Below are 11,991 nucleotides of genomic sequence, written 5' to 3' on the forward strand. Positions count from 1 at the left end.
GCGATCATGCACAAACTAGCACATCTGATCTATGGAGTGATCCACAATGACAGGCCCTTTGATGCGAATTATTTGGCAAAAGGACTTGTCATTCAAGACGGTATCTGACCCCGCCTCTGCGCCTCCGTGTGACCCCGCCTCCGTGAAAAACTATTTCGCCTAATCGCAGACCTGACGTAACAGCAATTTATAATGACGGTCGAGTGGCGCGCGTAGAGGTTCAATCTGCAACAGATAATCCTGCAATTTTAAGGAGTAGGAATGCCGCCTTGGACGCGCAGCTCAGAGTACAGGGCTTCACACCGCTTCCACCAAAAGTGGTCGTTCCTACACGTACACCAAAACCACGATAAGAGAATTCGATGACTGAGAAAGCATTTGCAATAGGACTATATAGTTACACGACTCCAGCTCCAGGTGCTGATGGCTTTAAGGCGTTCTACGATTTAGTTACGTCAATTTTCCATCGTGTCGGGATTGCACCAACATATTTTGCGGCCGAAGGTTTGGGTTATAAGGGCGATTTAACCAAAATTGGCGGAAGAGTATACACAAAGGCGCTGAAATCTGGGTTTTCTGATATTCATGTGATGTCATTGGTTGCAAATCCAGAAGGCAGCGCAGAGCCTGGTTATGATGGTTTTGCTTCGGCCTCTTTAAGTTATGTTGAAGAGATTGGTGAGACGTTGTTTTGTTTGGCAATTGAGGAGCGCTTCTTGAAGTTTGGCGGGGATATTTTTGAAAGCATTTTAATGTCGTGTATTGGCCTGCTGCAATGGGATTTTGGGTATGCTCTTTCTGAATTTATTGAAAAAAAACCCGAATTCCATGTCCTGGGTCTGGACGGTGGAAAGTTGACTGCTGAGGATCGAAAGCGTTTAAATAAATGGTATGCGTCTCTGCCTGAGGTACGCCTCCAAAAAATTCGAGATGTCTATCCAGTAAACGTCCTAAATGATACGCAATTAAATGCACAGGTTTCAGCTTCTCAGACCTTGGAAGATATTATTCGTGCAGATTCATTCTCTTCTTTGCGGCGTGTTGGGGATCATCAGCTTTGGTTGTGGGAAGTCCAGCTCGGCGGTTTAGATAATCTTCGAAATATGCTTGCAACCGGCAACGTATTGATCACATAACGACGTGGTGATCAATTCGCTTTCGGGAGCCAGTGTCAGGCCTGCCATTCGCGGGAGCCAGGGTCCGGTTGATCTAGTCCGGCATTCGTAAACGATCTCAGCTTTGGCCATCTCTATCTTCGGCAAGTTGGGCTTTATTAAATGCCGATACGGCTCGACAGACTGTCTTGCTGGAGACGTCAAAAGCGGTGGCGATATGGGACATGGTTTGGACATCGGCATGGCTAAGGTCATGTCGGAGTGGTGGACCCGATCCCGATCCCGTTCCATTCATGACCCCGTTAGCCGAGGAGCTGGGGGCAGATGCCGTCTTGAATGGCAAGTCCTTTTGTTAAGTTGCACTTTATTGAATTCCGATACGGCTTGACTGACTGTTCTGCTTAAATGGAAGAATTATCACCGTGTATCCACCTCTCAATATACTTCTCTCGTTCTGGCGTTGTTGTTAGCTCATTGCATGACTATACTTCAGGGATATTTTTTGCGTTTGGAACTAAAGAGTGATATAGGTGAATTATGTTTATAGAAGCCATTGAATTCCCATTTCTTGCTCGTTTACAAAATGAATGGTTGGTTATCAGGGATGAACTTGTCGCTTTAAGGGCGGCTTATTGGACGGAATGGCCTGAGAGGGATATTTATAACGGCGACTGGAAAGTGTTTGGTCTGTATGTTTTTGGAGAAAAGAACCTGAAATTTTGTGATCTATGTCCGCGTACAACCGAAATTATCGAGGAAATTCCTGGTATGGTGACGGCGGGTTTTTCATCCATGGCTGCTAATACTCATATAACGCCACATCGGGGCTATACGGACGATGTATTGCGTTGCCACCTGGGGTTGGTTACTCCAGAAAATTGTGCTTTGCGTGTTTCGAACCAGATACGTACCTGGACACCTGGTTCCTGTTTTGTCTTTGATGACACTCAGGAGCATGAAGCCTGGAATCGGAGCAATGCTACGCGAATAGTGCTTTTGCTTGATTTTAAACGTGATGAAAGCACTGATATCATTTTCCCAGAGGAAGTATTCGCATATGGCCTGAATTAATCAGCCAGGATGGCAACTCGGAATGCCAGGATCAGTTCTGCCATTTGTACACGATCTCAACTTTGGCCGTTTTGAGCTGAAGTAAGTTAAATACCGATATGACTCGACTGACTGTCTTGCTCGAGACGTGAAAAACGGCGGCGATGTGGCCATGGTAAAAGCGGTAACAGATAAGCGCGTGCCATTGCCTCGTCTCTATTGCTATAGGGGCCCAAAATTGCTCCAATGACAGCGCGGCGCGCAGCCTGGCGTATCTTGAATGCATCGGAACGCTGCGATTACTGATGTTCCGGCACGAAGCGCGCATCGTCCACGAGAGTTGGGTGGCAGGTGCGAGTGAGTGGACTAATTTCCCATCTCCCCCCGCGACAAACCGGCAATGACAAGGCCGCGCGGCTTTTTACTAGTGGTAATTGGATAGTTGAAAGGCAGTTACCAAAGAGGTAAAGTTCTCAAGAAATAAATATAGTTGCCTAATAGAAATAATCAATTTATAATTTCCTTACATAAATAATTACGTAAGGCAACATATGCACCTGCGTTTGACGCCATGGTGCGGTGTATTTTTGTTCAGCGGCACCTTGTGTGCCGCCGTGTCCGCGCAGACCCGTCCCGAAATCGCGCCGCCCCTTCCCACCACGCCTGGCACCAGCCAGCGCGACGATGCTAGCCAAGAATTGATACGCCAGCAAGAACGTGAGCGCCTCCTGCGCCAGCAGCAGGAGCGCAATCCCGACGTGCGCCTGCTTGAGGCGCCGGCGGCCGTGTCCGCCAACCGCTTGCCGGCAGGCGAGTCGCCGTGTTTTACGATTGACCACCTGGAATTGCGGGGCGAGGATGCCGCCCGGTTCCAATGGGCATTGGATGCCGCCGGGCGCGACGACCTGGGCGCGCCGGATTCTGCGCTGGGGCGCTGCCTGGGCACGCAGGCCATCAATGTGCTGATGGGCCGCATGCAGAACGCCGTGATCGCGCGCGGTTATGTCACCACGCGCGTGCTTGCCGAACCGCAGGACTTGAGCCGTGGCACCCTGGCGTTGACCTTGATACCGGGGCGCATCCGCCAGATCGGTTTTGCGCCCGGCACCAATCCCCGAGGTACCTGGTGGAATGCCGTGCCGGCGCGCCCGGGCGAGCTACTCAATGTGCGTGATACGGAGCAGGCGCTGGAGAATTTCAAGCGCGTGCCGACGGCCGAGGCCGATATCCAGATCATGCCGGCCGAGGGCGGCAACGCCAAGCCGGGCGAGAGCGATCTGCAGATCCAGTGGAAGCAGGGCTTGCCGTTTCGGCTGGCGCTGGGCCTGGACGATGGCGGTTCGCGCTCGACGGGCAAGCTGCAGGGCAGCGTGACCCTGTCGTACGACCACTGGCTGACCCTGAACGACCTGTTTTACCTGAGCCTGAACCAGAACGTCGACGGCGACCGCAACGGCCCGCGCGGCACGGGCGGCATGGTGGCCCACTATTCGATTCCCTACGCCTACTGGCTGCTGGCTTTTACGGTGAGCGACAGCCATTACCACCAGTCCGTGGCCGGCATCAATCAAGACTACAACTACAGCGGCGCCAGCCAGAATCGCGAAGTGAAACTGTCGCGCCTGGTCTACCGCGACGCGTCGCGCAAGACGACGTTGTCCCTGCGCGGCTGGCAGCGAGCGGCGCAAAACTTCATCGACGACACGGAAGTGGAAGTGCAGCGCCGCCGCATGGCTGGCTGGGAACTGGGTATCGGCCATCGCGAATTCCTGGGCCAGGCGACGCTGGACCTGAACCTGCAATACCGGCGCGGCACGGGCGCGATGGACGCGCTGGCGGCGCCCGAGGAAGCGTTTGGCGAGGGTACGTCGCGTTTCAAACTGATCCTGGCCGATGCGGCCCTGTCGGCGCCGTTCAAGCTGGCCGGCCAGCCGCTGCGCTACACGGGCAGCTGGCGCATGCAGCACAACCGCACGCCGCTGGTGCCGCAGGACCGCTTCGCCATCGGTGGACGCTACACGGTGCGCGGCTACGACGGCGAAAGCAGCCTGTCTGCCGAGCGGGGCTGGCTGCTGCGCAACGAGCTGGGCGTGCCGCTGGGCAGCAGCGGCCAGGAAGCGTATGCCGGGCTGGACCACGGCGAAGTGTCGGGACGGTCCGCTGAATGGCTGATCGCGCGGCGCCTGACGGGCGGCTTTGTCGGTTTGCGCGGCCAGTGGCTGGGGGTGCAGTACGACGCCTTCGTCGGCTGGCCCGTGCGCAAACCCGAGCTGTTCCGCACGGCCAGCCATACGGCCGGCTTTAGCCTGAATGCCAGCTATTAAAAAATAACGATGTGAGACGCCGCCATCGACCAGGTGTTCTCTCCCTTTTTCGCATCATTTAATTGTCATTAGGACATTTCATGAACAAGAACCTGTACCGCATCATCTTCAACAAACGCCGTGGCCAACTGATGGTCGTCGCCGAAAATGCTTCGTCGCAAGGCAAGGCGGCCAAGGGCGAAGGTGGCCTGGATAGCGGCGTATTTGATGGCGATGGCGGTGGCGGGATCAATGGACGCTTGCGGCCGCTGGCCTTGGCGATATTTGGCGCGCTGGGCATGGTAAGTTTTGTCGCCGGTCCTGCCATGGGACAGATCGTGGCCGACCCGAACGCGCCGGGCCGCCAGCGTCCGACCGTGGTACAAAGCGCCAATGGCGTGACGCAGGTGAATATCCAGACGCCGAGCGCGGCGGGCGTCTCGCGCAATACCTACAGCCAGTTCGACGTGACGGCAAATGGCGCCATCCTCAACAACAGCCGCGGCAACGTGCAGACGCAGACGGGCGGCTGGGTGCAGGGCAATCCATGGCTGGCGGGCGGCAGCGCGCGCGTCATCCTCAACGAAGTCAACTCGGCCAACCCGAGCCAGCTGCGCGGCTACGTGGAAGTGGCTGGCCAGCGCGCAGAGGTCGTCATCGCCAACCCGGCCGGCGTGGCCATCGATGGCGGCGGTTTTATCAATGCCAGCCGCGTCGTGCTGACGACAGGCTCGCCAATTCTCAATGGCGGCAGCCTGGACGGTTACATGGTGCAGCGCGGCGTGGTGAGCATCAACGGGCGCGGCCTCGACACGTCGCTGAGCGACTATACGGCCATCCTGGCGCGCGCCGCACAAATCAACGGCGGCATCTGGGCGCAGGAACTGAAAGTGGTGACAGGAACTAACCAGATCGATGCGGCGCATGGCGTGACGGGCGCAGCGTCTGGCGTAGGCCCGGCCCCAGCCTATGCGCTGGACGTGGCGCAACTGGGCGGTATGTACGCGGGCAAGATCACCCTGATCGGCACGGAAGCGGGCTTGGGCGTGCGCAACGCGGGCGTCCTGGCGGCCACGGCGGGCAACCTGGTGCTGCAATCGAACGGCTGGCTAAGCAACAGCGGCAACATCCAGTCTGCCGGCACAGGCAGCCAGACCGGCATTGCCGTCACGGGCGACGTGGTCAACAGCGGCACCGTGTATGCGGGTGGCGACAGCCAGGTGCAGGCACAGGGCAATATTGCCAGTAGCGGCCTGATCGCTGCACAAAACAATGTCACGATGCAAGCGTCTGGGGCTGGGTCGCATATCGATCTGGCTGCCAGTGCCGTCATTGCCAGTGGCCTCAATGCGGACAACAGCGTACGCCAAGCCGGTGACTTGCGCATTGAGGCTGGCGATACGATTCGCATCCATGGCAATAGCGTATCGGGCGGCAATAGCCAGATCGCGGCTGGCCAGCTGGACCTGAAGGATGCCAGGGTGTCCGGTGCACAGTTGAATCTGTCGGCAAGCGCGGGCGATCTCGATGCCAGCCGCGCGAGTATTGCAACACAGGGCGGGTTGTCCCTCAACGCCACAGCTACAGTGCGCACGGACGCGGCCGTCGTGACCGCCAATCAGATTGATCTGCGCGCGCATGATTTGTCCAATATCGGTGGGCAGATATCTCAATTTGGTAGCAGCGATCTGCTGCTTCAGTTGCCAGGTACACTGAACAATAGTTCCGGACGCATTGCGAGCAATAGCCAAAACCTGGCTATCCGCACGCAGCTGCTCTATAACGTCGATGGCAAGATGGAACACGCCGGCACGGGAGCATTCACCATGGCGGTGGCCGATACGCTCCTGGGGCAGCATGGACGCATTATCACGAATGGCGGCTTGTCGCTCGATGCCAGCAAGCTTGATCATCGCGATGCGGCCATGTCGGCGCAGCAGATTGGCATCAAGAGCGCAGTGCTCGACAATCGCGGCGGCAGCATCAGCCAGACCGGTTCCGGCCAGGCATCGCTGCTGGCAACCCAAAGTCTGGATAACCGCGCCGGCAGTATTGAGCTTGGCGGCAATGCGGCGATAGCGACTTCGCTACTGTCGAATGCCAAGGGACGCATTACCTCCACCCAAAGCATCGATGTCAAGGCAGGTTCGGAGCTGAATAACCATGCCGGCATCGTTGCATCCGGACAGAACCTGACGCTTGAGGCTGGGAGTATTGAAAATACCGAAGGCACCTTGCAGGCGTTTGCCGGTCAGGTAAATTTCCAGTTTGCGGATATGAACAACACAGCGGGTAGCATTTTCGCTGGAAGCAATGCAAATTTCCAAGGTGGCAATGCCTATAGCAGCGGCAGCGTGTATGCGGTTGGTAACCTGGCCTTGAATCTTGGCGGCAAACTCACAAATACCGGCGTCATTGCCGCGCATGGCAATAATAGTATTCGAGCCGACAGTTTAAGCAGTGGAGCTGGTAGTCTGATTGGTGCCGGCGTCAAATCCGACGGCGGCTTGGCCGCTGCCGGCGATCTCACCGTCAATGTAAGTAATGACCTGGCCGCGCATGGCCAAAACCTGGCCGCTGGAACCGCCAGACTGAATGCGGCCTCAGTGAATCTGGATGCCAGCCAAACCAGTGCCTCGCAGATTGCGATGGTGGCAAGCGCGGGCAATGTCAGTAGCGCGGGCGCGGTCATCAGCACGCCCGGTACGCTGTCCATTACGGCAAATGCCAACACGAACCAGGTGCTGGACAACAACAAGGGAACCTTAAGTGCCGGCCAGCTTGATGTCGCGCTCTCGGGTCTGAATAACCGTGATGGCGTCATCATCCAGACGGGTGCTGGCGACACGCATATTGCGCTGAAGTCCCCGAGCGGCTTGCTGGACAATACGCGCGGCCGCATTGCCGTCAATAGCCGTGGCCTGGATATCGCAGCATCTTCGGTGACCAATACGCAAGGGCGTATTGAACATGCCGGCAGCGGGAACTTATCCCTTCAAGCAGCTGTTCTGAATGACGAACAAGGGACATTGATCAGCAATGGTACCGTGCATATCGTCGCCGATGCCATGCAACATGATGGGGCAGTAACATCGGCCAGTCGTTTGAATGTGGATGTCAATGTTCTCAGTAATCATGCTGGCCAGCTTGTGCAAACTGGTACCGGGGACGCCGTGTTCACTGTCCGGCAGGGGTTGGACAACGCTGCTGGCGAGATCACCAGTAACGGTACGCTGTCCTTGCAGGCCGGAAGTATTGACAATACCAAGGGACGGATTACGTCGGCAGCAGCTGCTTCCATCTCCAGCAAGGGGCAACTGGAGAACCGTGATGGCGTGATCAGTACCGGCAGCGATCTGGCATTCAAGATCGCAGGGGACTTCAGTAACTTGGGATTGATGTACGCGGGCCGCGACCAGCAGTGGACGGTGGCCGGCGCGCTGACGAACAGCGGTTCCATCGCGGCGCTGGGCAACACGACCTTGCAGGCCAACAGCATTGCCAGTAGCGGCTTGCTTGGCGCGGGCCTGCAAGCGGACGGCAGCCTGGGGACCAGCGGCAACCTGACCTTGAGCGCCACGCAGGGCATCGTGGCCACCGGCCAGAACCTGGCGGCGGGCCAGGCCAGCTTGACGGGCACGTCGCTGGACCTGAGCGGCAGCCAGACCGGCGCCGCCAACATCGCCCTGACGGCGACGCAAGGCAATGTGCTGACCCATGGCGCGGTGGTCAGCACGCCGGGCTTGCTGTCGATCACAGCCAACGCGGGCAGCGCGCAGGCGCTGGTGAATACAGGCAAGGGACAATTGAGTGCGGGCCAGCTGGCCCTGCAGGTGGCGAACCTGGACAACAGCGGCGGCGACATCGTGCAGACGGGGCAGGGCAAGACCGTCATCGCCACGGGCCTGCTGAACAACACGGGCGGACGCATCGCCGTCAACAGCAGCGATCTGAGCCTGAGTGCGGCCACACTGACGAACCTGAACGGGCGCATCGAGCATGCGGGCACTGGCGTGCTGGCCATCACGGCAAGCACCTTGAACGGCCAGGGTGGCAAACTCATCGGCAACGGCGCGCTGCGCATCGACGCCGGCAGCATCGACCACCGCGACGCCACCCTGGTGGCGCAGCAGGTGACGCTGCAGGCGGGCAGCCTGGACAACCGGGGCGGCGGCATCGGCCAGACGGGGTCCGGCAGCATGACGCTGGGCATTGGCCAGCTGCTGGACAATACAGGTGGCCGCATCGAAAGCAATGGCGACCTGGCCGTGACGGCTGGCAGCGTGCTGAACCAGCAGGGTTTGTTAAGCGCCGTGCAGCAGGCGGCGTTGACGGTGACAGGCAAGCTCGACAACACGGCCGGCAGCGTGGCGGCCGGCCAGCACTTAAGCATCACCGCGCAACAGCTGGATAACCTGGGCGGCAAGGTGCAGGCGCAAAACGGCAATGCCACCTTGCAACTGCAGCAATTGCAGAACACGGGCAGCGTGTTTGCCGGCGGTAAACTGGACACGCAGGCCGCAGTGGTGCGCAACAGCGGCAGCCTGTACGCGGCCGGCGAGCAGCACTTGCAGGTAACGGGGATATTAAACAATACGGGCGTGATCGCGGCGCAGGGTGACAACCGCATCACGGCCGAACGCATCGACAGCGGCGCGCAAAGCCTGCTGGGTGCCGGCATCAAGGCCGACGGCAGCCTGGGCACCAGCGGCGACCTGATCCTGAGCGCCACGCAGGGGATCACGGCCAGCGGCCAGAATCTGGCGGCGGGCCACGCCAGCCTGACGGGCGCCTCGCTGGACCTGGGGCTGAGTCAGACCAGCGCCGGCAGCATCGATCTGACGGCGAGCCATGGCAATATCAGCACGGCGGGTGCCGTGGTGAGTACGCCGGGGCTGCTGAGCATCACGGCCAACAACCAGGAACAGCAAACCCTGCAGAACGCGAAAGGCACCCTGAGCGCGGGCCAACTGGCCGTGCAGGTGGGCCAGCTGGACAACCAGGGTGGCAAGCTGCTGCAGACGGGCACGGGCACGGCCAGCGTGACGGTGCGCGGGCAGCTCGATAACAGCCAGGCGGGGGAGCTGGCCAGCAATGGCCAGCTGCTGGTGCAGGCGGGCAGCATCGACAATAGCGGCAAAGGCCGCATCACCTCGACGGCGTCGCTGGACCTGAAAAGTGTCAATGCGGTCAACAATACCGACGGCGTGATTGCCGCCACGCAGGACATCTTGGTGAAGGCGGTCAGTGTCGACAACAGCGGCGGCACGCTGCAGGCGAGCAGCGGCAGCATCGTCCTTGATGCGGGCAGCGTGCGCAATGCGCAGGGCGTGCTGAGCGCGGGCAAGGATGTGCGGGCCACGCTGACGGGCGACCTGAACAACACGGGCTTGCTGTACGCGGGCCGCGACCAGCAGTGGACGGTGGGTGGCGCGCTGACGAACAGCGGTTCCATCGCGGCGCTGGGCAACACGACCTTGCATGCCAACAGCATTGCCAGTAGCGGCTTGCTGGGCGCGGGCCTGCAAGCGGACGGCAGCCTGGGCATCAGTGGAAACCTGAGCTTGACCGCCACGCAGGGCATCGTGGCCACCGGCCAGAACCTGGCAGCGGGCCAGGCCAGCTTGACGGGCACGTCGCTGGACCTGAGCGGCAGCCAGACCGGCGCCGCCAACATCGCCCTGACGGCGACGCAAGGCAATGTGCTGACCCATGGCGCGGTGGTCAGCACGCCGGGCTTGCTGTCGATCACGGCCAACGCGGGCAGCGCGCAGGCGCTGGTGAATACGGGCAAGGGACAATTGAGTGCGGGCCAGCTGGCCCTGCAGGTGGCGAACCTGGACAACAGCGGCGGCGACATCGTGCAGACGGGGCAGGGCAAGACCGTCATTGCCACGGGCCTGCTGAACAACACGGGCGGGCGCATCGCCGTCAACAGCAGCGACCTTGGTCTGAGTGCGGCGACCTTGACGAACCTGAACGGGCGCATCGAGCATGCGGGCAATGGCGTGCTGGCCATCACGGCCAGCACCTTGAACGGCCAGGGTGGCAAACTCATCGGCAACGGCGCGCTGCGCATCGACGCCGGCAGCATCGACCACCGCGACGCCACCCTGGTGGCGCAGCAGGTGACGATCCAGGCGGGCAGCCTGGACAACCGTGGCGGCGGCATCGGCCAGACGGGGTCCGGCAGCATGACGCTGGGCATTGGCCAGCTGCTGGACAATACAGGTGGCCGTATCGAAAGCAATGGCGACCTGGCCGTGACGGCTGGCAGCGTGCTGAACCAGCAGGGTTTGCTGAGCGCCGTGCAGCAGGCGGCGTTGACGGTGACAGGCAAGCTCGACAACACGGCCGGCAGCGTGGCTGCCGGCCAGCACTTGCGCATCACCGCGCAACAGCTGGATAACCTGGGTGGCAAGGTGCAGGCGCAAAATGGTAATGCCACCTTGCAACTGCAGCAATTGCAGAACACGGGCAGCGTGTTTGCCGGCGGTAAGCTGGACATGCAGGCCGCAGTGGTGCGCAACAGCGGCAGCCTGTACGCGGCCGGCGAGCAGCGCTTGCAGGTAACGGGGACCTTGACCAATACGGGGGTGATCGCGGCGCAGGGTGACAACCACATCACGGCCGAACGCATCGACAGCGGCGCGCAAAGCCTGCTGGGCGCCGGCATCAAGGCCGACGGCAGCCTGGCGCAAGACGGCGACCTGACCCTGGCGGCCACGCAAGCGATCACGGCCAGCGGGCAGAATCTGGCGGCGGGCCACGCCAGCCTGACGGGCACCTCGTTGGACCTGGGGCTGAGCCAGACCAGCGCCGGCAGCATCGATCTGACGGCGAGCCATGGCAATATCAGCACGGCGGGTGCCGTGGTGAGTACGCCGGGGCTGCTGAGCATCACGGCCAATAGTTTGGAACAGCAAACCCTGCAGAACGCGAAAGGCACCCTGAGCGCGGGCCAGCTGGCCGTGCAGGTGGGCCAGCTGGACAACCAGGGCGGCAAGCTGCTGCAGACGGGCACGGACAAGGCCAGCGTGACGGTGCGCGGGCAGCTCGATAACAGCCAGGCGGGGGAGTTGGCCAGCAATGGCCAACTGCTGGTGCAGGCGGGCAGCATCGATAATAGCGGCAAGGGCCGCATCACCTCGACGGCGTCGCTGGACCTGAAAAGTGTCAATGCGGTCAACAATACCGACGGCGTGATTGCCGCCACGCAGGATATCAGTGTGAAGGCGGGCAGTGTCGACAACAGCGGCGGCACGCTGCAGGCGAGCAGCGGCAGCATCGTCCTTGATGTCGGCAGCGTGCGCAATGCGCAGGGCGTGCTGAGCGCGGGCAAGGATGTGCGGGCCACGCTGACGGGCGACCTGAACAACACGGGCTTGCTGTACGCGGGGCGCGACCAGCAGTGGACGGTGGGTGGCGCGCTGACGAACAGCGGTTCCATCGCGGCGCTGGGCAACACGATCTTGCAGGCCAACAGCATTGCCAGTAGCGGCTTGCTGGGCGCGGGCCTGCAA

The 11,991-nt window shown here is 60.3% G+C and carries 4 protein-coding genes; all 4 read left to right on the plus strand.

Annotation, left to right across the window (positions count from 1 at the left end):
- Window positions 1-362: 362 nt before the first annotated feature.
- Window positions 363-1,136, plus strand: a complete 774-nt coding sequence (locus KO539_RS29720; RefSeq protein ID WP_219313965.1) for a hypothetical protein — start codon at window positions 363-365, stop codon at window positions 1,134-1,136.
- Between the two features lie 516 nt (window positions 1,137-1,652).
- Window positions 1,653-2,186 (plus strand): aspartyl/asparaginyl beta-hydroxylase domain-containing protein, encoded by a 534-nt coding sequence (locus KO539_RS29725; protein ID WP_092715326.1) that lies wholly within the window; start codon window positions 1,653-1,655, stop codon window positions 2,184-2,186.
- Between the two features lie 530 nt (window positions 2,187-2,716).
- Window positions 2,717-4,489 (plus strand): ShlB/FhaC/HecB family hemolysin secretion/activation protein, encoded by a 1,773-nt coding sequence (locus KO539_RS29730; protein ID WP_219313967.1) that lies wholly within the window; start codon window positions 2,717-2,719, stop codon window positions 4,487-4,489.
- A gap of 80 nt (window positions 4,490-4,569) precedes the next feature.
- Window positions 4,570-11,991 (plus strand): filamentous hemagglutinin N-terminal domain-containing protein (locus KO539_RS29735; RefSeq protein WP_219313969.1); only part of this gene is annotated, 7,422 nt, incomplete at its 3' end.

Source organism: Janthinobacterium sp. NKUCC06_STL (genome assembly GCF_019345455.1).
GTDB classification, from domain to species: domain Bacteria; phylum Pseudomonadota; class Gammaproteobacteria; order Burkholderiales; family Burkholderiaceae_D; genus Janthinobacterium; species Janthinobacterium rivuli.

Bases quoted from the DNA above. Each gene is read 5' to 3' on its own strand.
- KO539_RS29720 (WP_219313965.1), top strand. From the start codon at position 363: ATGACTGAGAAAGCATTTGCAATAGGACTATATAGTTACACGACTCCA.
- KO539_RS29725 (WP_092715326.1), top strand. From the start codon at position 1,653: ATGTTTATAGAAGCCATTGAATTCCCATTTCTTGCTCGTTTACAAAAT.
- KO539_RS29730 (WP_219313967.1), top strand. From the start codon at position 2,717: ATGCACCTGCGTTTGACGCCATGGTGCGGTGTATTTTTGTTCAGCGGC.